Origin of the sequence: Phyllobacterium endophyticum (genome assembly GCF_003010935.1) — a bacterium.
Classification (GTDB): Bacteria; Pseudomonadota; Alphaproteobacteria; order Rhizobiales; family Rhizobiaceae; genus Phyllobacterium; species Phyllobacterium endophyticum.
The window spans coordinates 1476672-1500427 of record NZ_PGGN01000001.1 but is presented as its reverse complement, the minus strand read 5'-3'; the positions used below and the strand labels follow the sequence as shown (position 1 = coordinate 1500427).

Sequence of the window (23756 nt, the reverse complement as noted above, 5' to 3'; positions counted from 1 at the left end):
CCTCACTTGTGAAAGAAAGTACGTGCGCGCCTTAGGGCGCCCTGTCCTCGGCCGAAAACCAAGGCTCTGTTCGCTGACATTCCGGCGCGGGTCGTTTGTCCAGATCGGCGAAGGTCCCAAGAAAATTGCCGCAGCGGCTACAGATGATGGCACTTGAATCCGACAGGTTCCGCCGCACGGCGACCATCACCGCTGTGCATTTCGCACATTCAAATTCCGGATATGAAGAGTTTGCCATATACTCGTTTATTCCAATTTTATGGAAAATTGGATTCAGGAATTCGGGGTACGAAGGATTAAGCCGCAGCCTAGACCTCAGGGGCCCGGCCTATCAATATGATCGAAAAGCCCGAGAAACCGGGCATTGGGGGACAATCTCAGTCTGCCAGCCGCGGCACAGCCTGAATCAACGAGCGAGTAGTCTCCGACAGGGGGCTGACCAAAATGGCCTCTGTTCCGCCGCTTTCGACGATCCGCCCCTCGTCCATAACGATCATCCTGTCGGCAAAGGCCCGCACGACAGCAAGATCATGTGAGATAAAAAGGTAGGCGACGCCCCTCTCCTCCTGAAGATCGAGCAACAGGTTGAGAATTTGCGCGCGTACCGAAACGTCCAGCGCCGATACCGGTTCATCGAGTACGACGAGATCCGGACGGGTAAGGATAGCGCGAGCGATGGCAATGCGCTGGCGTTGTCCCCCCGAGAGTTCGAGCGGCAAACGCTGCCGGAATTCACTGCCGAGCCCAACGCGTTCGAGAATGGCATCAACGGCGGCGTCGAAATCTCTCGGTTCTGCAAGCGCGTGTATTCGCAGCGGATCTTCCAGGATGCGGCGAACGGTGGCACGCGGATTGAATGCCGCCAGCGCGTCCTGAAATATCATCTGGAACCGGGGCCGCAGACGCCGGAGGGACTCGCCGCCAAGCGCGGTAATATCCCTTCCTTGAAAGATGATTGAACCATTGTCAGGCTTCGCAAGCCGCATGATCAGCCTTGCCAGCGTGGTCTTGCCGGAACCGGAAGCGCCCACGACGGCAAGGGTCTCACCCTGCGCAATCGAGAAGGTGACGTCCTTCAGCCCCCCCGACCCGCGATCTCCAAACCGCCTGGCAAGATTCTTGACCTCCAGGACCGGCAACGCCACTGCGCCTTCTGTCATCGCAGTCCGCTCATGTCGATTTCAGCCATATCGACTTCAGCAAGCCGCTTCCTCCGCGGTGTTGCGAGCGAGACATGCGTGCTGATCAGCGCTTTGGTATAGGGATGCTCGGGTTGGCGTAGCACCTTTGTAGTCTCGCCGATTTCTACAAGTCTGCCTTTGTAAAGCACGGCAATCCGATCGGCGCGCTGCGATGCAAGCGCGATGTCGTGGGTGACGAACAGCAGCGTCAGCCCACTCTCCCGCACCAGTACATCAAGCAGATCGACGATATGCTGCTGCACGAGCGTGTCGAGCGCACTGGTGGGTTCATCGGCGATGAGCAGCGAGGGTCTGCCGGCCAAGGCAGCGGCAAGCGCGATGCGCTGCCTTTGACCCCCGGAGAATTCATGCGGATAGCTGTTGAGCCGGGACAACGCCTTGGGAATGCGGACCCGGTCGAGCAGTTCCACCGCCCTTACCCGCGCTGAGATCCAGCCGGTGCCCTGATGGGTCATGACCACTTCGGCGATCTGGTCGCCTACACTCATCACAGGATCGAGGCTGCCGTTCGGATCCTGAAACACGACGCCGATGTCCTTGCCCGGCCTTGGCTTCTGCGGGAGAGCTGGAAATTCGATCGCCCCCAGCGTCGTTGCCGATGTTGGCAAGAGACCCGCGATGGCCATGGCGAGCGTTGACTTGCCCGAGCCACTCTCGCCGATTAGCGCTAACCTGCCGCCTTTGGCCAGGTCGAGAGACACTCCCCTCAAGGCGGCAGTCCTGCCATAGCTGACATCCAGATTCCGGACATGGACGTAAGTATCTGTCATGGTTGCAATCTTTCCCTGTGCGACAGCCCTCGTCCGAGCAAATGAATGCCGAGCACCGTAACCACCAGCGCAATGCCCGGAACAATCGACAGATAAGGCGCGGAACGCAGGACGGTTCGTCCTTCGGCGATCATGCTTCCCCAGGTCACGCGGTTGGGATCGCCAAAACCAAGGAAAGACAGGGCAGCTTCAATCAGGATTGCAGCAGCGACCGAAATGGCGGCCAGCGATGCCGTGGGGCCAAAAGCATTGGGAAGTATCTCACGGAACGCAATTTCCAGCGGGCGCATGCCAAGCGTGCGGGCTGCCGCAACAAAGTCCCGCTCGCGCAGAGACAATACCTGCGCGCGTGTGACACGGGCGGCTTGGGTCCAGGTGCCGAGGCTGATGGCGAATATCAGCGTTGGAACACTTGGGCCGGTGGCGCTGATTGCTGCCAGGGCAAGCAGAAAGGCCGGCACGGTCTGAAACGCCTCCGTGATGCGCATCAATACCATATCGGCGATACCACCGAGGAAACCGGCGAGCGTGCCAACAATACTGCCGGCACTCAACGCAACAGCGGCCGAGAAGAGCGCAACCAGCAGTGTCGTTCGCGTGCCATGCAATAGCCCTGCAAGAACATCGCGGCCGAGCCTGTCCGTCCCAAGCATATGCGCTTCGGAAGAAAACGGCCGCAGCATGGGCTCGCCGGTAATCGCCAGCGGATCGCCTGGCGCGATTAACGGCGCCAGCAAAGCCATCAGCACAAGAGCGACCAGCAGAACGCAGCCTGCACGCCCTTCGAGGTTCAACTGCCGCCACCGTTTCATCGTCCCACCCGCACACGAGGATCAAGCTTTCCATAGGCAAGGTCCACCAGGAGATTGACTGTTATCACAGTGATAGCGCTGCACAGGATCACGCCAAGCAAGAGCGGCGTATCGCGGCGGGCCACCGCCTCCGCGGCCAGCCGGCCGAAGCCGGGTATTGCGAATACGCTTTCCACTACCACGCTGCCACCGAGCATCGCGGCTGCCTGCAATCCAAGCATTGTCACCACCGGAAGGACCGCGTTGCGCGCTACATGCCGCCACACGATACGGTTGCGGCTCAGGCCTCGCGCTTTCAATGCCTGTACGAAAGGATCGCGCCAGACCTCGTTCATCCGGTCGCGCATGAGCCTGAGATAGAGCGCGAGGTAGACCATGGCGAGCGAGGCGACCGGCAGGATCAGGTGCCTACCGATATCTCCCATGCGCGAGAACCCGGTCTTGCCTGACGCAATCGATTCAATTCCCCCGATCGGCAGCCAGCGCAGGTCGACGGCGAAGATCACGATGAGTACCAGACCAAGCCAGAAACCCGGCACGGCATAGAGCGCCAGCGATGTGGTTGACAGAAAGCGGTCGCGAAACGATCCGGGATTTGCTCCAGCAATCACTCCCAGAAGCGATCCGAGAAAGAACGCCAGCGCCGTGGCGACACCCATCAATAGCAGCGTAATCGGCAGGCGTTCCAGTATTACCGAAGCAACGCGCCGCTCGAAAGCGCTAGACCAGCCAAGATCGCCTTGTACCAGTGCCGACGCATAGGCCCTGAAGCGGTGAAGCGGTCCCTCGTCGAGTTGCCATTCCTGACGAAGTTGCGCCAACTGATCCGCATCCATGGCGCCGGATCGGGCGACGTAGGCATCCACCGCATCGCCGGGAGCCGCCTCGAGCAGGAGAAAGCTCCCGACCAGCACCACGGCGAGAACCGGAAGCGCAGTCACTATACGTCTCAGGAAGAAGGCAAGGAGAGGCGGCAAGGAGAACTCCGGTGGACGCGCTTACGGGTCGAGTCTAAAGGGACAGCTGGACAACCAGCAGTCAACTCCAATTGCATCACTCCCTCAACCAGACATCTGCCCAATTCGAAACGGCCCAGCGAGGATTGTTCGAGACATTCTGCACGCTGTCATGCGCTACGGAGATGAAGGAAAATTCAGCGACATTGATGAGCGGAAGGTCATCCGCCACCTTTCTCTGCAACTCCTTGTACAGGTCGGCGCGCTTGGCGGCATCGATCTCCGAGGCTGCATCCTTGATCAGCCTGTCCACTTCCGCATTGGCATAACCATACTGATTGGAAAATGGCACGCCCGCAGGAAGACCGCTTTCGAACAGGATCGTTGTCGAAATTGCCGGATCGGAGCGGTAGACCGGCGTCGCAACCGTGATGTCGAAATCGTGATCTGTGTAAACGGCCTTCAAGTGTGCCGGCGTGTCGTTGCTGACCACCCGCGCGTCGATACCAATCTTTGCGAGCGCCTGGCGAAGATAATCGCCGAACTGCTTTGTTTCGTTGAAGAAAGGTGCCGGGCGCAATTTCAGGGTGAAGCGATTTCCGTCGGCACCGCGCTTGTAGCCCGCCTCGTCCAGCAATGCTTCGGCCTTGGCCGGATCGAACGCGTATGTCGCGGTGTCCGGCTCGTAGAACGTCTTGTCATAAGCCGGGATCGGCCCAGTCGCAGATTTGGCATAGCCAAGGAAGATCGTCTTGACCACGAACGCATGATCGATCGAGTGAGCAAGAGCGCGACGCACTCTGACGTCTGCGAGTTCCTTGCGCCGATGGTTGATTTCGACGATGAGCTGATACGTCAGCGCTTCATAGCCGTTTGGATATACTTTCAGTCCAGGCACTTTGGAGATCCGCTCAAGATCGGCGAGCGGCACGGCGGAAAAAGCGGCGAGCTGGATTTCCCCGGCTTCCAGCGCATTGCCCGCCGCCGCGCGGTCCGGCAGGATTTGATAGACGATCTCATCGAGTAGCGGCGCGTCCTTCTGCCAATAGGCGTCGTTGCGCTTCAGCAGGTAGTATTCCCCCGGCTTGTACTCGCCGAATTTGAAAGGGCCGGTGCCGACCAACTTCTGGTTCGCCGGGTTCTTGGCAATGTCCGTGCCCTCGTAGAGGTGCTTCGGCAGGACCGAAGTTACCACCGGCAGCGCGTTTCGGATCAACTGGAATGGCGTCGGTTGTGAAAACTTGAAAACAGCCGTGTGGTCGTCCGGCGTTTCGACGCTTTCGAGATTCTTGAACACCACGCGTCCGAGGTTCTGCAGCTTCCTCCAGACTTCCAGCGCGGAGAATGCCACATCCGCCGAGGTGAATGGCTTGCCGTCATGCCAGGTCACGCCGTCGCGCAGCTTGAAGGTCGCGGTATGCCCGTCGGCCGATCCTTCCCAGGATATGGCAAGACGCGGTGCAAGCCCGTCGCTGCCCTCGTATGATTGTTCGGCCAGAGGCTCGATCACCTTGCTGGCGACGAAGAACACACCATTGGAGGCGACGATGGCGGGGTTGAGATTTGCCGGCTCGCTGTCCCCGGCCACGACCAGACGTCCACCTTTGACAGGTGCCGCAGCCAGCGCGCCCGCCCGATTGGGCAAGATCACCATCGCTCCGGCACTCGCGGTTGTTGCGAGAAAACTGCGCCTGTTCAACAAGATACGGGACATTGTTGCAAATCCTCTCAGTCGGCGGAAAAGGGTTCGGCCAGAATGGCGGTCAACGCGGCAATGAACTGCCGGGCAAAGTCCGGCTCTGCCGAAGCGCCCATGTGGCCGACGCGGAGCACCTTGCCCGTCGTCTCGCCGCGACCAAGCGAGACAAGAATGCCGTGATCGTGCAACAGGCGATCGCGCAGGGCGACGTCGCTGACGCCCTGCGGCACCTTGAAGACAGTCGCGGTGGGCGAGCAAAAGGCTTCCTGCTTGGGCCATAGGGGCAATCCAAGTTCAAACAGGCCCTTGCGCGTGATCGCCGCCGTCACCGCGTGGCGGGCCCACACGTTTTCGGGTCCCTCTTGTGCATGTCGGTCCAGCGCCGCGTCCAGCGCATAGATCTCGCTGACGGAAGGGGTGACGGGAAATGGCTTGCCGGGTTCCGATGCGTTCCTCCAGGCCAGAAGGCTGAGGAAAGAATTCCGCGGAGCGTCCGGGTTGGCTTGGATCTTGGCCCAGGCACGTTCGCTCAGGGCGATCAGGCTCAGACCGGGCGTGCTGCCAAGGCATTTCGACGGCGACGTGATGAAAATATCGGCGTGAGCCTCCTCGGGATGCACGCTCATCCCTCCGAAGGACGACACGGCATCGACGATCAGGCAGGCGCCATGTGACGCGACGATCGCACCTATTTCGTTCAGGGGATTCAGCGTGCCGCATGGCGTTTCGTGATGGCAGAGGGATACAACGGAGATGTCGGGCCGCCTCGCCAATGCCTCGCGCACGACCTGCGGATCGATAACATCATCATAAGGAACCGCTTGTTCGATGACCTCCTTGCCATAGCGGCCTGCCCAGGTGTCAAATTCTCTGCCGTAGGGCCCGGAAACGAGGTTCAGAACCACATCGTCGGCAGCGATCAGAGCCGCCGCAGCGGCTTCGATCCCGAGGATGGCCTCACCTTGCATGATGACCGGAGTGGTTTCGGTTCGAAGAGCCTTGCGCAGCTTTTCGGTAACTTCGGCATAAAAGGTCTGGAACGCGGGATGATAATCGTAAAGTACCGGCGACCCGAGCGCTTCAAGCACTTCCGGATAAGCAGGAACGGGACCGGTGGTGAGCATCAAAGGCGGAATGGCAAGCATGGTGCCGACCATATTCCCGGGAATTCCAGAAACCAAGAAAAACCGTTTTAAGATTCCATCCGGCCGGCAAATTCATTCAGCGTGGTTCGACAAGCTCACCATGAGGGATGCTGCGTTCGCAGGGAGAACTAATCCGCAACGTTGCCGATTGCTTGCAAACCAGCTCACCTCCCTTAAGGTCAGCTTGTCGAACCACGCACAGCAGCATTGCGCTTAATTTCACTCCAGCGGAATCACGTCGACCGATTGCTTGCCCTCTTGCGAGCCGCTCGTCTTCAAAATGCCAACGATGGGCGAAACGTCCGCATAGTCCCGACCGTAACCGATGGTGATGTGATCGTTCCCCGCCGCCATGTCGTTGGTGGGGTCGAACTCCTGCCATCCCGCCTCGCGTCCGCACCATGCGCGCACCCAGGCGTGCATGGCATCCGCTCCTTCCAGCCGCTCCTTGCCGGGTCGGGGAATCGTTCGCAGGAAACCGCTGACATAGCCTGCGGGAATGCCAAGCCCGCGGAGCCCGGCGATCATGATGTGGCTGAAATCCTGGCAAACACCGGCCTTCAGATCGAAAGCCTGACGCGCCTTGGTCCGCACGTCCGTCGCATCTCCATCATAGGTAAAATCCGCATGGATGCGCCGGTTGAGATCGTGGACCAGTTCCGTCACGGTTCGCGCATTCACGCGGCTTTGCGCGGCGTAGGCGGTTATGTCAGGGTCGATTGCTGCATGGGTGCTCGTGGCGAGGAAATGATGCGGCGCATCGGCGGCGACCGACCAGACGCTGCGAATCTCTTTCTGCAGACCGGCCAGATCAGGGGAAACATCCAGCATCGTCTGCGGTCGCGTGACATTCACACGGGCCGTCATGGTCACGTCGAGCGTCTCATGCGGGTTGCGATAGACGATCGAGGTCACGTTGGTTGAGAAGAAATCCGTGAACTCGGAGCGTTCCGCAGAAACCGGATCGACCGAAAGGCTCGATGCGATAATGCGTTGCACGCCGGGAATCGCCTGCGGCATGACGCGAATGTGGTGCCGCCCGCCCGCAGCGGACCGCTCGTAATCGTAGTGAAGATGAAGGCGAATATTGTAAAGCATGCAACCGTTTTCTGTTCTGCCGCAATGGAAGGCGCCGATCTATCGTCCCCTCAACGGGAGAAAACCGGCCCCGACTTCACGCGAAATAGGTGTCGGAGATCATATCGTAAAGATTTCCCATTTCGAAAGCGATCGTCTCGAGCTTTTCAGGCGTGAGTTCATGCGCCTCCATGATCGCGAGCTCCGTATGCAGACGCAGTACCTCCTTGGAAAACAATGGCATGTGGGTGTTGGCGTCGCGCGACGGGAGCAGGCTGAACTCTGTCTTGAGCGCATCGAGCTGAAAGATGATGGACCGCGGGTTGAGCGGATCGAGCGCCAAAAGGTCGAGCACACTCAAACGGCCCGAATAGACGCTGTACTGGCGCCTATGGGTCATGACGCTGTCGCCGATCTCCAGCAGCATCTCCAGCGAACCTTCCGCCGCATCATGCCGCGACAGCGTTGCCAATACGCGCGCCATCTGAATCCCACGCTCGAGCCGCCTGCCGATTTCGAGGAAGCGCCATCCTGTGAACCGATACATGTTCTCATGCACGAGCCCAGAAAACCCGGCGAGCTTGCGCAGGATGATCGTCATGGCGCGCGTTGCATCATCGCCAGGCGAAACTGCATCCGTGAAGCGGTGGATCGTCTTGGACAGGTCGCGCAATGCAAGCCAGCCGTCGGGCGAAAAACGGTCGCGGATACGGCCGGCGCTTAGCATCGCACCGTCGATGGAACGCTGCAGTCCCTTTGGAATCGCCGCATCGAGATTGACACCAAGCGGCTTTAAATAGGCACGCATCTCGTCGAGCAACGGAGTTTCCATATTCGCAGCTTCGGCATAGCGGGCATGGCAGGCGCGCAGAATACGGGCAGTTCCCTCGGCCCGTTCTATATAACGGCCCATCCACATCAGGTTTTCGGCGGCGCGACTCGGCAACGTTCCCGGGACATTGCGCCGGAATGTGTCGTCTTCGCGCGGCAGCAATGTATCCCTCGCTACAGGTCCGCTCGAGGTGATCCAGACATCGGCGGCCTGCCCGCCCCGCTGCATGGCAATGGCCGCCGTATCCATGGTGCGCCCGACGCGGGCAAACCCGCCCGGCATGAAGCTCCAGCCGTCCTTGTGGCGTGCCGCAAAGACGCGCAGCACGAAAGGCCGGGGTTCCAGCTTGCCGTCGACGTAAACCGGCGTGGTCGAGAGCTTGACTTTCTCCTGGCCGACCAGCCCGCGCCCGTCCTTCTCCAACCGCGCGAGAAGCGCCGCCCTCGCCCCGGCATCGAGCGTGGATCCAAGCACGGTGGCATCGACGTCCTCGAACGGCAGCCGTGTCGACAGCGCCGGGCCAACCATCATATGGTCGAGGCGATCCATGACGTACTTGCGCTCCTTGTCCTGACCACACCACCATGTGGCGATGCTCGGCAGCGCCAGTTCGCGATTGTGCAGCGCCTTCGAAATTGCGGGCAGAAAAGCCAAAAGCGCGCGCGTCTCGAGAATTCCCGAGCCAAGCGCATTGACCAGCGAGACCGATTGCTGGCGCAACGCGCTGACAATGCCCGGCGTGCCGATCCAGGAGTCCGGCTTCAGTTCCAGCGGGTCCATATAGGCAGCATCCATTCGCCGCCACAGAACGTCCACGGGCTTGAGGCCCGATACGGTCCGCACCATCGTCCTGCCCTTGCTGACGGTCAGGTCATCGCCCTCAAGAAGCATGAAGCCCAGATAGCGCGCGATATAGGCGTGCTCGAAATAAGTCTCGTTGTTGGGTCCAGGTGTCAGGATCGCGGCACGTCCCTGCGGATCTGTGACCAGGCCCTGCATGGCGTCGCGGAAATCCTTGAAGAAACCCGCAAGCCGATGAACATTCATGGCGTTGGAAACGTCGGACAATGCGCGCGTCGTCGCAACCCTGTTTTCGAGCGCGAATCCGGCTCCGGAGGCCGCTTGAGTGCGGTCACCCAGTACCCACCACTGGCCATTCGGCGCTCGCCCGAGCTCGAATGCGCAAAAATGCAGGAAATGGCCGCTAGCCGGTTTTACGCCTGCCAGCGGGTGCAGGAACTCCGGGTTGGAGGCAATCAGGTCTGGTGGCAATATCCCGTCGCGAACGAGTTTGGTCTCGCCATAGATATCCGCAACGATGTCTTCAAGAAGATCGGCGCGCTGGGTCAGGCCCTTGGTGATCGATTGCCAGTCCGCCTCATTGATCAGGATTGGGATATGGGCCAGCGGCCATTCGCGTTCCTGTGTGCCGTTCTCGTCATAGACGCGGTAGAACACGCCGGCGTCCAGCAGGTACTGGTTCGCCCGGGCAAAACGCGTCGCCAGCTTCTCGGGACCGATCTGGTCGAGGGTGTGAAGCAGAACCTCCCAGCCCGGACGCACTTTTCCGGACGGGTCGATCATCTCGTCGGCTACGCCTGCCAGCGGCGTATAGCTTGCAAGCAAGCCTGGGATGGAAAGTGGTTGAACTTTATTCACTTGTGACATTTCATTTATGTGGGATCTACATTAATTCTAGGCGAAACATTCGACGAGGATTAACGCTTCCTCGGAAAGATAAGCGGCTTCGGCAATACTAGCCCTGCCTCGGACGCCTCAAATCCAGCGTCAGCGGGAACTCGCCCGAAGGTTGCTCCCGCCTTAATTCATAGGCGCCAGCCGTGTGTCCGCGCGGCTCGAAACGCGTCAGGCGCCGCGCCTCGGCCTCGTTCGAATTCACGGGGAACGTATCATAGCTGCGGCCGCCCGGATGTGCGACGTGATAGACACAGCCGCCGATGGCGCGTCCCGACCATTGATCATAGATGTCGAAAACCAATGGCGTGTTGACCGGGATCATAGGATGCAAACCTGATCGCGGCTGCCACGCTTTATATCGGACGCCGGCGACGGCGGTACCCTGCGTATCGGTCATTTTCAGCGGAACTTCGCGGCCATTGCAGGCAACGCTGTGCCGGGCCGGATTGAACCCCTCCACCCTTACCTGCAGCCGCTCGACCGAACTGTCGACGAAGCGGACGGTTCCGCCTATCGCGCCCTGCTCGCCCATGACATGCCAAGGCTCCAGCGCCTGCCGGAGTTCGAGCTTGACGCCTTCATTTTCAATCTCGCCGCAGAACGGAAAGCGAAACTCCAGCTGCGCCTCAAACCATTCCGGGCGGAAGTCGAAGCCGTTCTGCCGCAAATCGGCCAGTACGTCCAGAAAGTCGTGCCAGACGAAGGCGGGCAGCATGAAGCGGTCATGCAGCGTGGTACCCCAGCGCACAAAGCTACCTTCAATGGGCTTGTTCCAGAACCGCGCGATGAGTGCCCGGACCAGCAGTTGCTGCGCGAGACTCATCCGCGCATTGGGTGGCATCTCGAAGCCGCGAAACTCGACAAGGCCCAGACGCCCTGTCGGGCCATCCGGCGAAAACAGCTTGTCGATGCAAATCTCGGAGCGGTGCGTATTGCCCGTTACGTCCACGAGCAGATTGCGGAACAGCCGGTCAACGAGCCAGGGCAGCGGCGGCGTGCCTTTGCCCGGCAGCGGAACCTGCGCCATGGCGATTTCCAGCTCGTAGAGACTGTCGTGGCGTGCCTCGTCGAAACGTGGCGCCTGGCTGGTCGGTCCGATGAACATGCCCGAAAAAAGATAGGATAGCGAAGGATGGCGCTGCCAGTGCACGACAAGGCTTTTCAAAAGATCGGGCCGGCGCAGGAATGGGCTGTTGTTCGGTGTCTCGCCGCCAACGACGACGTGATTGCCACCGCCGGTTCCCGTATGGCGGCCATCGATCATGAACTTGTCGGCGCCGAGACGCGTCTGCCGCGCTTCCTCGTAGATCGCAGTCGTCGTTTCGACGCATTCCCGCCAGTTCGATGCCGGATGGATGTTCACCTCGATGACACCGGGGTCAGGCGCAACGCGAATGACATTGATGCGAGAATCCTGCGGTGGACCATAACCTTCGATATGGACAGGAAGACCCAGTCTTGCTGCTGCCGCTTCCGCCGCGCCGACGAGTTCGAGATAATCTTCCAGCGCTTCGACCGGCGGCATGAATACGCTCAGCCGTCCGTTGCGCGGTTCAACCGAGATGGCTGTGCGCACCGCGCCGCCGATTTCACCGAGTTCCTGTTCAACCCGCTCCTGTTGATTGCCTTCGGCCGCCGTGAACGAGGCTACAGCCTGCGGTGCATCCCGCGCAGCTGCTGCTTCGGTCTCGACGCCTGCATCCGGCAGAGGACCCCGCTCAACAGATGGATCGACCTGAACGATGAAGGGATATTGCGAAGGCGGCACATGCGGCAAGGAACCGAGTGGCAGGCGATAGCCGACGGGACTATCGCCCGGCACCAGAAAAAGCTTGCCACGCCGTGTTGTCCATTTTTCGCTGCGCCAGCGCGGACCCGCAGCCGCCTGGCTGTTCCAGCGCTGCACGGGCAGGACAAAGCCCGTCGGCTCGGTTAGTCCCCGCTCGAAGACGCGTGCCATGCGGCTGCGCTCTTCCGGGTCCTTGAGCTTTGAATTGGATGGGTCGACATTGGCCGGGAGATTGCCTTCCTTGACGATCCACTCCGCGGGATCCTCATAGGCGGGAGCCACCATCTCGTGTTCGATGCCAAGCACCTCGGCCATGCCGGTGAGAAGCTTGCCTGCATCATCCGGCTCGATCCTGACCTCGCTGTTTTCGGTAGCAATCAGATCCGGATTGACCCAGATAGGCTTCCCATCCTTGCGCCAGTAGAGCGAGAAGGTCCAGCGCGGCAGGCTTTCTCCCGGATACCACTTCCCCTGCCCATAGTGCAGGAAACCACCCGGAGCGAAGCGTTCTCGCAGGCGGCGGATCAGCGTGTCGGCTTTCTCGCGCTTCGTCGGGCCGACAGCGTCCGTGTTCCACTCACCGGATTCGAAGTCGTCGATCGATACGAATGTCGGTTCGCCGCCCATTGTCAGGCGCACGTCGCGCTCGTTTAAAAGCGCATCGACCTTCTCACCGAGAGCGTCCAGTGCAGTCCACGATTCATCGGAGAACGGCTTGGTGATGCGCGGGTGTTCGGAGACACGGGTAACGCGCATGTCGAAGCCAAACTCGACATTTGCGGGTTCCGCCATGCCGGAGATGGGCGCAGCGTTGCGATAATGTGGTGTCGCGGCAAGCGGTACGTGACTTTCACCGGTCAAGAGACCTGACGTCGGGTCGAGACCTATCCATCCTGCACCCGGCAGATAAACTTCGCACCAGGCATGGAGATCGGTGAAATCCTGGCTGGTGCCGGCCGGTCCGTCCAGCGAAACAAGGTCGGGCTTCAACTGGATCAGATAGCCGGATACGAAGCGCGCGGCGAGCCCGAGGTGGCGAAGCGCCTGGACGAGCAGCCAGCTCGAATCGCGGCACGAGCCCGTGCGCACGCCAAGAGTAATTTCGGGCTCCTGCACGCCGGTTTCCATGCGGATGACATAGCCGACTTCGCGCTGGATACGCGCGTTGAGGTCTACCACGAAATTCACCGTATTGGTCGGCGTGCGATCGACTGTCGCGAGGAAGTTCGACAGAAGCGGGCCAATCGGCTCCGGCTTGAGATAGATCGACAGGTCGTCACTTATGTCTTCGGGATAGGCAAATGGCCACGTTTCGGCCACCGGCTCGACGAAGAAGTCGAACGGATTGTAGACAGTCATATCGGCAATAAGGTCGACTTCGATCTTCAATTCCGTGACGGGATCCGGAAAGACGAAGCGGGCAAGGAAATTGCCATAAGGGTCCTGCTGCAGATTGACGAAATGGTTAGCTGGACTGACCTTCAGTGAATGACTGAGTACCTTTGTGCGTGAATGAGGGGCAGGCTGCAGGCGGATCACTTGCGGCCCGAGCATGATCGGGCGGTCATATTTATAGTGGGTCAGGTGATAGACTGCTGCGTGGATTGCCATGTCGCCTCAAATTTTTTTGTGAAATGCTTGTCTTGAGGGACCGTAGCCTACTCCATGTCTTTGTTAAATGTCCTGTGCCAATAAATTTAGCACATCAGGCCCGTGCCGCATTAACGGGCTTGCAATTCGGGCTCCATGAGACCCAGACCAAGCTCCATGTATGGTTATGCTGAAGGTCGTCTCCAGAACGCGATCACTCTCCGGCCAGCAGTGGTTTCGCGCTCAATCACCGGACCAAATCACATCACTTCCAAGACGTGTGGTTTGATTTGCGCTACGCACCTCGTGGTCGCGGAGCCATTGGCATCGAAGACGTGGATGTCCTGCGCGCGGGCGGTAAAGCGGATTGTGTCGCCCCTTGCGTAGGAGCCGCTGCCGTCAACCTTGATCAGGTATTTTCGCTCGGAGGCCTTCATATCGACATAGAGAATTTGCACTTCTCCGAGGTGCTCTACGAAATCGATGATACCTGTAAACACCGGGCCATCCGTTGTTGCATCAGCGATCCGGGTATTCTCAGGACGAACACCGATGCTGATCCGGTCTCCAGCGGAAATGCCATCGGGCAGTTGCCCAAAATCAAGAGCGACACCGCAATCCAATGAGCATTTTGCTGCGCCGTTCGCCTCCCTTTCCACCTTGCCGTCCAGTATGTTCATCGATGGGGATCCTATGAACTGGGCGACAAAAAGGTTGGCCGGGTTCTTGTAGAGTTCGATGGGCGTTCCAACCTGCTCGATATATCCGTCCTTGAATACAACAATGCGATCGGCCAGCGTCATGGCTTCGACCTGATCATGGGTCACGTAGATCATCGTCACCTCGGGCATGCTTTGCTTCAGCTTTGCAATCTCGATCCGAGTGGCAACCCGCAAGGCGGCATCAAGGTTGGACAATGGTTCGTCAAACAGAAAGACGCGCGGATCGCGAACGATTGCGCGGCCAATAGCAACCCGCTGCCTTTGTCCCCCGGAGAGCGCCTTTGGCAACCTTTGCAAATAGTTCTCCAATTGCAGAATTGCCGCCGCATTGCGCACCCGTTTGTCGATTTCAGCCTTCGACAAGCCGGCTATTCGCAACCCAAACGCCATGTTTTCAAAAACCGTCATGTGCGGATAGAGAGCATATGACTGGAACACCATGGAGATGCCGCGCTTGGACGGCGCCACATTATTGATACGCTCGCCGTCAATGATCAGATCGCCTGACGTGATGGTTTCCAAACCCGCAATAGAGCGGAGCAGTGTGGATTTCCCGCAGCCCGAAGGGCCGACAAAGACGATGAATTCACCCGATCGTATGTCGAGGTCTATCCCGTGGAGAACCTCGAGGTTCGCGTAGGATTTGCGTATGCTTCTCAGTGACAAGTCGGCCATGGTTCCGTTCCTATAATTGCTTTCAACCGCGCGACGTTCAGGGAGCCAGGCTGGCCAGGAACCGCGTAATGAAGTCTGGCTTTCGGTTGATGATTTCTGCATCGTTCTTGCGTCGAATGGCCCGGCGGACAATTTTGGCGCCCACATAGCGCAAGGGCTCCGGGGGCAGCTTCGTGCGACGCTCGATGCCGACAAGTCCGCACCTGCTCCATCTGTCATCCTTTGCCAGCACAAGGCTCGCCATGATGCGTCCGGCGACAGGCGCCTGGGCAATTCCCGTACCGTTGAACCCTACAGCGTAGAAAATGTTCGGCTCGTTTCTCAAATGGCCGAAAACCGGAAGATGCTCAGCCGTGCAGTCGATCGGCCCGCTCCAATCGTAATGGACCGGGATTTTCTTGAGCTGAGGATATACCCGATGCAGCTCACGAATATTGTCGAGACCATTGTCTCCACTGCGGTTGAAGCTTGAATCTATGCGGTCCCGATAGGAGATGCCGCCCGTCCCCCGACCGAAGATGACCTGACCTGACGGTGTGCGCTGATAGTACAGTACATGCTGCTGTGCATCGCAGATGGATGCGCCGCCAACCCAGCCGATCTCGTTCAGTATGTCGGCGGCGGGTGCCGTAGCGATGACCTGACTGCTGACCACATAGAGATAGGGGTGCAATTCCGGTATGGCCGAAAGCCATGCATTGGCGGCGAGAACGACCTTGTTGGCGGACAATGTGCCTTGGGCTGTCCGCAACCTGGCTGTCTGCCCCGGGGTAATTTCGAGAACGGGGCTGCGTTCATGGATCACAACCCCTTTTGAAAGTGCGAGTTGACGCAGACCTACCGCAAGCTTGGCGGGCTGGACGGTACCTGCTCTGTCCTCGATGATACCGGTATAGGATGCTGATGACCCTGTGCGCTGCAGAATGTCCGCGCTATCAAGCTTCCGAAAATGCCCCTCGCCCAATGACCGGCAAAGGTCGTAGGCTTTCGACCAGGCTCCCTCCTGAGCAGTCGAGCTTGCGGTCCACAACCAGCCATCGAGCCGCAAATCCATGTCGATAATGCCGGTATCCTGCAGGGACTTGAGTTCCTCGATGGCGTCGGCCGTGGCGCGGCATAGCATCAGTGCATCATCTTTACCCACCAGATCCCGCATCATATCGATCTCTGCGAACCAGCTATGGACCTGACCTCCGTTTCGGCCTGAAGCACCGGAACCGCAAAAATCGGCTTCAAGAATTGTTATGCGCGCGTCCGGGGTTTGCTCCTTTATGCGCAGTGCCGTCCAGAGCCCAGCGTAACCTCCGCCGACGATTGCGACGTCGCACGCCTGGGTTCCTTGAAGAGGAGGAGTAACGGCATCCGCGCCTATACTCTGCAGCCAAAAAGAGCGGTCTCCTTGTGCTGCCACAACAGGTGGTCTCATTTTGATGCTATTCATGCTCAAGCCCTTTGCGCCGTGCGGATGACGCTGTCGTATTTTTCCAGAAGCCATTGCGGAATTGGCAGGATCTCTTGCGGGAACCCGCCAAGATGCGTGCATGTCTCCGACGCTCGCATGGCCGAGCGATGCAGTGAGGCTGCCTCGGCTTGTCCTTCAACAAAACGCGACGCGAGAAATGTCGCGATAAAGCTGTCACCCGCACCGCATGTGTCGACGACGGCTACCGGCACCGAGCCCGCGGAAAATAACTCGCTGCCATTGTCATAGAACGAACCGCGCTTGCCGCAGGTAATCACCACCTGCTGCGCACCTGCCCGCTTGAAGGTTTGGACCAGCGGTTCGACCGGTTCCGCCGGATCGTCAGGCCCGGATGCAAAAACGAGCGGAACGTCGTCGAGGGGCAAGTCAAGATGCCGTGTCGAGAGGTCGACGCTGAATCTCACGCCGTCCGCCACGAGCTTGCGCACCAGATTTTCGTTTGAATTCGTACCGAGATGAACCCAATCCGCACTGAGAAGTTCGTCGTAGTATTCGCTTCTTGGATAGAAGTTCGCGCCGACACCGAGCGACTCGAGCAGGAAACGCCGCTCACCCGCGTCATCCGCCAGCAATGTCACCGCTGAACTGCCGTCGGCTATCTCCACGTCGCTTCGCTCCAGGCCCGCATGCTCGATCGCCTCAAGCATGATCTGCGCTTCCTCATCACGCCCCAAGGCACCGAAATAACGGGCATTGTAACCCTGTCGCTTCCACTGGACCGCAACATTGAGGGCATTTCCTCCGACCGTGACAAATCCTTTGGTCAGATAGGCATCAAGACAATTATCGCCGACAGCGATCAGGGTGGGACTAGCGCTCATTATTGGTCCGCACGATCGAGAAGAGGGGCAATTGCTTTCAAGGAGCGTTGCCAGGCTGGAACGGGATCGAGTGCATATGAGCCATTGCCAAAGGGCTCGAACGTCAGTGTCCCCGCAAAGGAACTCGCATCGAGTTGGGCCAGATAGTCGTGCAGAGGCAGGTTGCCGTCGCCCCAGACCAGATGACCTGCCGGCGTCCCGTCGACAATGTGTACATGGGTAAGGCGCTTGCCGAACCTGTCGATATAAGCAGCGACATCGTCCTTCGCCGTTGCCATCGCAACCAGATCGAGGACCACGTCGATATTGTCGGCGTCGATCTCACGCCAGAAGGTCGAGAGTTCATCGGCGTTGTTGACGATGTTGCTTTCGGTGCGCTGCAAGGGTTCGAGAAGACAGGATATTCCAAGGCGCTTGGCGTGAGCGGCGATCTTGCTGACGGACTCAATCGAATTGGCCCATGCATGCTCACGGCTCTCGCATTCAAAACCGCGACCAGGCGTGAGAAACAGATATTTTGCCTGCAGTTCCGCACAGATTTCCGCGGCTCGGAGGAAGCGCTCTACGCTCTCCTCGCGATAGGCCCTGTCACCCGAGGCAATGTTGATGGGATAGAGCACCTGCTCCGGCGTGAAGCAATGAACCGTCAGCTGATTGTCTTCGAGAATGGATCTTACCTCCAAGAGGCGCGACCGGCTGTCGTGGAAGAGATCGAGATGAGGCGCAATTCCCCAAAGTTCCATTCGCTTGAAGCCCATGTGGTGAATCTGCTCCGCCACCCATCGAAACGGATGGTGCTGAAAAGAGAAATTCGCTCCGATAAGCTGTTCATGTCTTAACATTCCGGCTGCTCCATTATTTCCCGATGCCTTCGGCGAGGCCTCGAATGAAGAAGCGTTGCGCGGCAAAAAATACGATGACGATGGGAAGTGCCGACAAGGTCATAGCGGCAAAAACCACGGCGTAGTTTGTTCCGTGTTTCGACATGATCGATGTCAGGCCGACAGGCAGTGTCTGAAGATCGGCACCGCTCGTGAATATCATCGCGAAGAGATATTCGTTCCATGCAAACAGAACGTGCAGAATGACACAGGACACCAGTATCGGCTTGCACAGCGGCAAGATCACGCGCCAGAATATCTGTCCTTCGCTCGCACCATCCATGACGGCTGCCTCGTCGAGATCACGTGGCAGGCCGAGCATATAGGCGCGGATGAGAAAGGTCGTGAATGGTATGCGGAAGGCAGTATAAAGGATGATCAGTGCCCAATAGGTATTATAGAGGCCCAGATCCTGCATCATGCGCACAAGCGGAATGACGGCCACCGTCGGGCTCAGCATGAGGCCGCCGAGCACGATGCCGACGAAATACGGCTTTCCCGGAAGCTTCGAGCGCGTCAGGCCATAGGCAGTCCAGGCGCTGATCAGCACCGTGCAGACCGCCGACCCAAGAGTGACGATTATGCTCGTTGCAATGTAATTGCGTATGCCCTGGTTCCACGCGGATATGTAGTTGCCAAGCGTGAAGTTCGTCGGGAGCGCGAAAGGATTTCCGAAAATCTCCGAGTTGCTCTTGAAGCCGTTCAGCGCCATCCAGATAAGAGGATAAATGACGACGACGCCGAGACTGACAAGAAAGGTGACGAGGCAGGCTTTCGCCAGCACCTGAACAAAATCGGTGCGCTCCGTCTCGAGGGATCTAAGGTCAACGCTCATAGATGAACCCTCCGCCGCTTCGTGTACCAAAGCTGTCCGAAGCCGGTCAGCAGAGTTATGACAAAAATGAGGGATGCAACGGCCGCGCCATAACCGAAGTCATTCTCGATGAAGCCCTGTTGATACAGCCATGTTCCCAGTACCTGGCTGCTATTGTTGGGCCCGCCAGCCGTCATGACCATGACTTCGTTGAAGACCTGGAAGGCGCCGGTAATCGTGACGATCACCATAAGCGCCGTCATTTCTCGGGTAAGAGGCATGGTGATGCTCCACAGCCGGCGCCAGGTGCCTGCTCCGTCCATGATCGCTGCATCGTATAGTTCCCGCGGTATTTTCTGGATCGCAATCCCGAACAGCAGCGTCGAATAGCCGAAACCCTGCCATTGGCTCATGGCTATGATCGCATAGATCGCCGTTTGCTCTTCGCCCAGCCACGCACGTGACCAGTTCTCCAATCCAATTTGCGTAAGAGCCGAGTCGAGCAGACCGATGTCCGGCTGATAGATGAAATAGAACAAAAGGCCCGTGACGGTGATCGAAATCGCAGAGGGTATGAAGTAGACGGCCCTCCAGAACCGACGCCATTTTTCGTTGTCTAGCCCCTCGATTATCGCTGCCAGTACGAATGCTCCGAACACCTGGAATATGATCGATATGACGGCATAAAGCGTATTATTGAGCATCGCCGTCCAGACGATCGGGTCGTCCTGCAGACGCCGGTAATTGTCCAGACCGATGAATGCCGTCTCGCCGGTGAAAATATCCTGGCTCTTGGTGCTTACCACGAAATTATCGATGATCGGATAATAGACGAACCAAAGGATGAGCACGAAGGCTATGAATACCCAGCGCAACGACAGCAACGTCGCCAGCATGCCCGCGTGATCCGGATCGGCCTTACCTCGCAAGGTGAAGCCGGCCTTTGCGGCTTCACCCTTATAGTCCTGCTTCATGACAGTCATTGCCTGGCAGCTTTCTTACTTTGAAGAGGCCGCAGCTTTCTTCACCTGTTCCATGACCTGCTCGGGAGTCTGCGAGCCGCCAATGAGTGCCTGCAGACCCGAAAGCCAAGCAGCCGCCACCCGCGGTGGATTGGCGGTATCCAGCCATGGCATCAGATACGAAGAGTCGGCGATGATCTTCAGGCCGCCAACGACCGCCGGGTTCATCGTGTCCGCAGAATAGCCCCCGACTGTCGCACTTGGCTGACCGTAGGGCGGAGCCGAAAGGATTTTGCCGTTTTCAGCCGAAGTGGCGAACTTCATGAAATCGATGGCGAGCGGAATGTTCTTGGATGCGGCATTGATCATGTATCCTTCCGGCGCGCCTTCGATCGACTTCACGTCGCCTTTGGCATCCTTCGGAGCTGGCAATTTGAAGTAGCCGAAATCCTCTCTCTTCAAAGCACCATCAGCAGTACTCTGATCGAATTCGATGATTTCCTGATAGTACATCGCAGACTTGGCATTGCTGAATTGCTGCAACGCCGATGCATATGACGAGCCATTTGTCCCTGCTCCGTCCGAGCATTCGTCGATCAGCTGCTTGAATTGCGTCAGACTGACGATATAGCCCGGGTCGGTATAATCGGCTGTGGCTGGTTTGAAGTCCTTCTCGAGAGTCGCCTGTGGCACGTTATAGGCCAGAAGCTGCCCCGCATAATGGACGGCCGGCCAGCCTTCCTTGTTGCCGAACGAAATCGGCGTGACGCCTGACTTGCGCAAGGTTGCGCAGGCGCTGAGCAATTCATCGAAACTCTTCGGCTCCGAAACCCCTGCCTTTTCGAAGAGCGGCTTGCTATAGCCCATGAACTTGGCGTCAAGGTATAGTGGAATGCCAAAGAGCTTGCCATTGTACTGGAAGGCGGAAACCGCGGCCGTCGCGAGTTCCTTGCCCCATGCGGTGTTCGGACCGATCACCTCTGTCAGGTCGACAGCGCGATTGCCACGCACGAAGTTTTCGCCCCAGCTCCCAGTCCACGTGAAGTAAATGTCTGGCAGGGAATTGGAAGCCACAAGCGCCTTTGTCTTGCCCTTCACACTGTCGTCGCTCTCCTGGATGAGCTCGACTTTTACTCCCGGGTGCAGCTTTTCATATTCCTTCGCCACATTCACGAAAAACGGGGAAAGTTGCTGTAGACCGAACTTGGTCAAAATGCTGACAGTCCCCGAATATTCGACTTTTGCATCGGGATCCGCAACAACCGGATCCTTTGCCCATGCGGCGCTGGCGCCCCCGGCAATCAGCCCGGCTGCCACGAAAGAAGCCAGACTTGTGGTGCTCAAAAACGTGTTGCTTTTCATTTCGCAGTTCCTCTCTTTGGTCTTTCGTTTTCTTTGATTGCATGTGCGATCCCCGATCCGGGATTGCCGGATCGGGAACAGCTCAATATTCGACGCGCTTGTAATAGCGGCGCGTCGTGAGTGGATGGTCGCGCAGGACTTCCAGGTGGGCGCTCAAGCGCTCCAGCATGGTGGCAAGTATGACGGGAGAGATCAGCTTGCGCGTCTGGTCGGAGACGCCTGGCAGCTGCACTGAGGCTGCATCCAGAACACGCACCTTGTCCGTGTAGCGTTTTGCGAAGTTTTCGACGCGGTCGGCCAACGGGCGGCAGGCATCCTCGCCTTTGAAAATGAACAGGCTCACGCCGGGCTCAACCAGTTCGAGCGTGCCATGGAAAAAATCGGACGCATGCACCGGACGCGTGCGTATCCACTGCATCTCCTCGAGAATGCACATTCCATAATAGTGCGCCTGAGGCCAGACCGAACCGGCACCCGTGAAAATGTGATAATTCTCGTCCTTGATCTCTTTCGCCAGCGTCGCAGCGCTCGCCTCATAGTTCTCTTTCACAGAGACCAGCAGTTCCGGCAGCAGCTTGAGTTCCGCCACGGTCTTGTCGAAATCGGCGTATTCGCCACGTTCAGCAAGGAGCGCGAGAACGATCAACAACGTTTGCAGGTAGAAGGACTCCGAGGACGTATCGTCTTCGGCAAAATTGGTGAAGTTGTAATCGGCATCGAGACCCAGCGGCGTGTTCTTGTGCCCGGTAAGCGATAGTGTCTTGACGCCCCTCTCCTTCAGGAACGACAGAAGCTGAACGCTTTCCTTGGTCGTTCCGGATAGAGACGGTAAAATGACCAGGGCTTTTTCGTCCAGACCGGCGGGGGCTTCAAGAACGACCTGAGCAGGAAACGCTGCCGCTACCGGAAAGACTGTCGAGGCACGCGCAAGCTCGATCGCTGGCTGTGTCAGAAATTGCACACCGCCCGTTCCCATGAAGAACACGCGTTCCAGACCATCATCAAGCAATTTGCGCATCAAGACGCGTACGTCTTCCGCAACTGCAACTGCGCCACGTTGTATGTTCACAAAGCGATCTTTATCGAAGTTGAGCATTAAAACCTTCCCGTTTGCGCATTTCAAGATCCGCCCCCAAGGGCATGATCCGGTCTTGTGCGAATGTTCGTTAAACCGTGTGAGATCGATCTCACATATATTTAACGCACAAGATTTTATGGCTGACAAGTGGCTTTCTTGGATTTTTTTCGTGTCGACTGGACGTGCCTTAACCCTCGGGTCTGCGGCTGACCGACCCTCGTACTAACAGCCTGGTTTCAAACCGAATTTGTTCGGATGGACGGCTTTGTCCAGAGAGCTTTTCGAACAGGAGCCGAGCTGCTGCAAGGCCGATTTCCGAAACAGGCTGTGCCACGACTGTAATTTGGGGATCGGTAAACGTCGCCAGATTGAAGTCATCGAAACCGACGAGCGATACGTCATGCGGTATCGAAATTCCCATCGCGCGAAAGGCCAGCAGAGCACCTTGGGTCATCAAACTGTCGACGGTGAAAAGCGCGGTTGGCGGAACCTTCTGGCTGAACAAACGAATGGTTGCATCGATCGCGTGTTCCACAGTTGACTGAGATACGGAAATCATCCTGTCATCGGGAGTGATACCACCGGCCACGAGCGCGTGCTGATACCCGCTCAAGCGCTCGCGGGAGGTGAAGATGCGCGTGTCGTCCTGCAAAAGGCCGATGCGGCGATGCCCCATCGAGATCAAATATTCTATGGCCTTGCGCGCGCCCCCTTCGTTGTCGACCAGGACACTATCGCATTCGATGCCTTGCACCACGCGGTCGATCAGGACAAGCGGTACGTTTTCTTCTATGAGGCGCCTTAGATGGAAATTGTTCTCGTCAGAGGTGGGCGCGACGATAAAACCCCGAATGCTGAGCGACTGGAGGCTCGCCAGCAAAGAGACTTCTTGTTCCAATTGTTCTTCGCTGCTGCCGATAATGAGATTGTATCGATTGCCACGAGCCAGCACCTCGATATCGTGCGCAATCCGGGCAAAGAAAGGGTTCTGTATATCTCCCAGAATGCAGCCAATGATCGGCAATTGGCCGTTACGCAGGGCCTGCGCCAGGCGATTGCCCCGATAGCCGAGCTTTTCCGCTGCGTCACGAACTCTCTGAGCCGTCTCATCACCGACATAACCATAGCTGTTAAGAGCACGAGCAGCCGTCGCGCGTGAGACGTTTGCAAAGGCTGCCACATCCTTCAATGTCGCCGGTTTTTGAGCCATTTCACCCTTCTCGAAAGCAAGCACATTCCGCTACTTTCGATTCTTTATCCTTGGCTTGCCGGTTAGCATAGGCCGAGCACAAATGGAATTCGGTACCGCAAGTGCGTGAGCCGCGCCGGCGTTGCCCAGCAGACTGTGTGAATAGGCATGGCTCGGATTGCCGAAGATCGTCGAGGTC

Annotated in this window: 18 protein-coding genes; all 18 read right to left on the bottom strand. The window is 58.1% G+C overall.

The genetic code is table 11. The features are described 5' to 3' along the window. Positions 1-377: 377 nt before the first annotated feature. A complete protein-coding gene (locus CU100_RS07015) occupies positions 378-1160 on the bottom strand; it encodes an ATP-binding cassette domain-containing protein (RefSeq protein ID WP_106715743.1) in 783 nt (260 codons plus the stop codon). Beyond that, on the bottom strand, positions 1157-1972 hold the full coding sequence (locus tag CU100_RS07010; protein WP_106715742.1) for an ABC transporter ATP-binding protein: 816 nt from the start codon (positions 1970-1972) through the stop codon (positions 1157-1159). The genes CU100_RS07015 and CU100_RS07010 overlap by 4 nt, the downstream gene beginning before the upstream one ends. Then, positions 1969-2784, bottom strand: coding sequence for an ABC transporter permease (locus tag CU100_RS07005; RefSeq protein ID WP_106715741.1), 816 nt, complete (start codon positions 2782-2784; stop codon positions 1969-1971). Before CU100_RS07005 ends, CU100_RS07010 begins: the two co-directional genes overlap by 4 nt. Beyond that, positions 2781-3761, bottom strand: coding sequence for an ABC transporter permease (locus CU100_RS07000; RefSeq protein ID WP_106715740.1), 981 nt, complete (start codon positions 3759-3761; stop codon positions 2781-2783). Before CU100_RS07000 ends, CU100_RS07005 begins: the two co-directional genes overlap by 4 nt. Positions 3762-3837: 76 nt before the next feature. Next, positions 3838-5454: an ABC transporter substrate-binding protein gene (locus CU100_RS06995; protein WP_106715739.1), complete on the bottom strand. Its 1617-nt coding sequence runs from the start codon at positions 5452-5454 to the stop codon at positions 3838-3840. Positions 5455-5468: 14 nt separating this feature from the next. Next, the gene (ppaT, locus tag CU100_RS06990) at positions 5469-6596 is read right to left on the bottom strand and encodes a pyridoxamine--pyruvate transaminase (protein ID WP_245418933.1); all 1128 of its coding nucleotides are present in this window, start codon (positions 6594-6596) and stop codon (positions 5469-5471) included. Between the two features lie 207 nt (positions 6597-6803). After that, on the bottom strand, positions 6804-7682 hold the full coding sequence (locus CU100_RS06985; protein WP_106715738.1) for a transglutaminase family protein: 879 nt from the start codon (positions 7680-7682) through the stop codon (positions 6804-6806). Positions 7683-7758: 76 nt separating this feature from the next. Then, positions 7759-10161 (bottom strand): circularly permuted type 2 ATP-grasp protein, encoded by a 2403-nt coding sequence (locus CU100_RS06980; protein ID WP_106715737.1) that lies wholly within the window; start codon positions 10159-10161, stop codon positions 7759-7761. Between the two features lie 88 nt (positions 10162-10249). Continuing rightward, the gene (locus CU100_RS06975) at positions 10250-13591 is read right to left on the bottom strand and encodes a transglutaminase family protein (protein WP_106715736.1); all 3342 of its coding nucleotides are present in this window, start codon (positions 13589-13591) and stop codon (positions 10250-10252) included. A 239-nt stretch (positions 13592-13830) separates the two neighbouring features. Next, positions 13831-14967, bottom strand: a complete 1137-nt coding sequence (locus CU100_RS06970) for an ABC transporter ATP-binding protein (protein ID WP_106715735.1) — start codon at positions 14965-14967, stop codon at positions 13831-13833. A 37-nt stretch (positions 14968-15004) separates the two neighbouring features. Continuing rightward, positions 15005-16393, bottom strand: a complete 1389-nt coding sequence (locus CU100_RS06965; RefSeq protein ID WP_245418932.1) for an NAD(P)/FAD-dependent oxidoreductase — start codon at positions 16391-16393, stop codon at positions 15005-15007. A gap of 17 nt (positions 16394-16410) precedes the next feature. Beyond that, positions 16411-17271 (bottom strand): PfkB family carbohydrate kinase, encoded by an 861-nt coding sequence (locus CU100_RS06960; protein WP_170113746.1) that lies wholly within the window; start codon positions 17269-17271, stop codon positions 16411-16413. Next, positions 17271-18113, bottom strand: coding sequence for a sugar phosphate isomerase/epimerase family protein (locus CU100_RS06955; protein WP_106715732.1), 843 nt, complete (start codon positions 18111-18113; stop codon positions 17271-17273). The genes CU100_RS06960 and CU100_RS06955 overlap by 1 nt, the downstream gene beginning before the upstream one ends. 13 nt (positions 18114-18126) lie before the next feature. Continuing rightward, positions 18127-18987 carry a carbohydrate ABC transporter permease gene (locus tag CU100_RS06950; protein ID WP_106715731.1) on the bottom strand — a complete coding sequence of 287 codons (861 nt, stop codon included), beginning with the start codon at positions 18985-18987 and terminating at the stop codon, positions 18127-18129. After that, complete coding sequence (locus CU100_RS06945) at positions 18984-19940, bottom strand: carbohydrate ABC transporter permease (RefSeq protein WP_245418931.1); 957 nt, start codon at positions 19938-19940, stop codon at positions 18984-18986. The genes CU100_RS06950 and CU100_RS06945 overlap by 4 nt, the downstream gene beginning before the upstream one ends. A gap of 24 nt (positions 19941-19964) precedes the next feature. After that, entirely contained in the window at positions 19965-21290 is a 1326-nt protein-coding gene (locus tag CU100_RS06940; protein WP_106715729.1) for an ABC transporter substrate-binding protein, read from the bottom strand. Positions 21291-21372: 82 nt separating this feature from the next. After that, on the bottom strand, positions 21373-22386 hold the full coding sequence (locus tag CU100_RS06935; RefSeq protein ID WP_106715728.1) for an SIS domain-containing protein: 1014 nt from the start codon (positions 22384-22386) through the stop codon (positions 21373-21375). Between the two features lie 169 nt (positions 22387-22555). Then, positions 22556-23578: a LacI family DNA-binding transcriptional regulator gene (locus CU100_RS06930; RefSeq protein WP_106715727.1), complete on the bottom strand. Its 1023-nt coding sequence runs from the start codon at positions 23576-23578 to the stop codon at positions 22556-22558. Positions 23579-23756: the final 178 nt, after the last annotated feature.

What these genes read in the sequence shown, in the direction of transcription:
- CU100_RS07015 (WP_106715743.1), bottom strand. Translation starts at nt 1,160, where the DNA reads ATGACAGAAGGCGCAGTGGCGTTGCCGGTCCTGGAGGTCAAGAATCTT.
- CU100_RS06935 (WP_106715728.1), bottom strand. Translation starts at nt 22,386, where the DNA reads ATGCTCAACTTCGATAAAGATCGCTTTGTGAACATACAACGTGGCGCA.
- ppaT (WP_245418933.1), bottom strand. Translation starts at nt 6,596, where the DNA reads ATGGTCGGCACCATGCTTGCCATTCCGCCTTTGATGCTCACCACCGGT.
- CU100_RS06950 (WP_106715731.1), bottom strand. Translation starts at nt 18,987, where the DNA reads ATGAGCGTTGACCTTAGATCCCTCGAGACGGAGCGCACCGATTTTGTT.
- CU100_RS06985 (WP_106715738.1), bottom strand. Translation starts at nt 7,682, where the DNA reads ATGCTTTACAATATTCGCCTTCATCTTCACTACGATTACGAGCGGTCC.
- CU100_RS06965 (WP_245418932.1), bottom strand. Translation starts at nt 16,393, where the DNA reads ATGAGACCACCTGTTGTGGCAGCACAAGGAGACCGCTCTTTTTGGCTG.
- CU100_RS06945 (WP_245418931.1), bottom strand. Translation starts at nt 19,940, where the DNA reads ATGAAGCAGGACTATAAGGGTGAAGCCGCAAAGGCCGGCTTCACCTTG.
- CU100_RS06995 (WP_106715739.1), bottom strand. Translation starts at nt 5,454, where the DNA reads ATGTCCCGTATCTTGTTGAACAGGCGCAGTTTTCTCGCAACAACCGCG.
- CU100_RS06970 (WP_106715735.1), bottom strand. Translation starts at nt 14,967, where the DNA reads ATGGCCGACTTGTCACTGAGAAGCATACGCAAATCCTACGCGAACCTC.
- CU100_RS06980 (WP_106715737.1), bottom strand. Translation starts at nt 10,161, where the DNA reads ATGTCACAAGTGAATAAAGTTCAACCACTTTCCATCCCAGGCTTGCTT.
- CU100_RS06930 (WP_106715727.1), bottom strand. Translation starts at nt 23,578, where the DNA reads ATGGCTCAAAAACCGGCGACATTGAAGGATGTGGCAGCCTTTGCAAAC.
- CU100_RS07005 (WP_106715741.1), bottom strand. Translation starts at nt 2,784, where the DNA reads ATGAAACGGTGGCGGCAGTTGAACCTCGAAGGGCGTGCAGGCTGCGTT.
- CU100_RS06940 (WP_106715729.1), bottom strand. Translation starts at nt 21,290, where the DNA reads ATGAAAAGCAACACGTTTTTGAGCACCACAAGTCTGGCTTCTTTCGTG.
- CU100_RS07010 (WP_106715742.1), bottom strand. Translation starts at nt 1,972, where the DNA reads ATGACAGATACTTACGTCCATGTCCGGAATCTGGATGTCAGCTATGGC.
- CU100_RS06955 (WP_106715732.1), bottom strand. Translation starts at nt 18,113, where the DNA reads ATGTTAAGACATGAACAGCTTATCGGAGCGAATTTCTCTTTTCAGCAC.
- CU100_RS06960 (WP_170113746.1), bottom strand. Translation starts at nt 17,271, where the DNA reads ATGAGCGCTAGTCCCACCCTGATCGCTGTCGGCGATAATTGTCTTGAT.
- CU100_RS06975 (WP_106715736.1), bottom strand. Translation starts at nt 13,591, where the DNA reads ATGGCAATCCACGCAGCAGTCTATCACCTGACCCACTATAAATATGAC.